This window comes from Vibrio sp. 1641 (assembly GCF_033339995.1).
In the GTDB taxonomy this organism is placed as follows: Bacteria; Pseudomonadota; Gammaproteobacteria; order Enterobacterales; family Vibrionaceae; genus Vibrio; species Vibrio alginolyticus.
Window position 1 is genome coordinate 1 of record NZ_JAWOVP010000428.1, and the last position, 550, is coordinate 550.

The 550-nt window shown below is 48.4% G+C and carries 1 protein-coding gene; it reads left to right on the forward strand.

All coding sequences use genetic code 11. The features are described from left to right. Positions 1 to 550 (forward strand): FtsX-like permease family protein (locus R7Z47_RS26370; protein ID WP_318130967.1); only part of this gene is annotated, 550 nt, incomplete at both ends.

The window sequence follows — 550 nt, forward strand, 5'->3', positions numbered from 1 at the left end:
CTGGTATTTTTAATACCGGTTCGGATGTCGATGGCCAGCTTATGATCGTCAATATGGCGGATGCAGCTAAGTTAATGCGCCTGCCCAAAGATACCGTATCTGGCTGGCGAGTGTTTTTCTCTGACCCATTTATGGTGACGGATTTCGCTGATAAACCGATGCCAGAAGGGTGGCAGTGGAGTGATTGGCGTGCACAACGTGGCGAGCTTTTCCAAGCTGTGAAAATGGAAAAGAACATGATGGGCTTAATGCTGGGTCTCATTGTCGGCGTTGCAGCGTTTAACATCATTTCTGCTTTGATCATGGTGGTGATGGAAAAACAATCTGAAGTCGCGATTTTGAAAACGCAGGGTATGACGCAATCGCAAGTCATGACGATTTTCATGGTGCAAGGCGCAAGTAGTGGTGTGATTGGGGCTATTGTCGGCGGAGCGGTTGGCGTGGCGTTGTCACTCAACCTCAACGCCATTTTGGAATCGGCTGGCGTGGCTCTGTTCAGCTTTGGCGGGCATTTGCCAATTGTGATTGATTCTTTCCAAATTCTATTAGT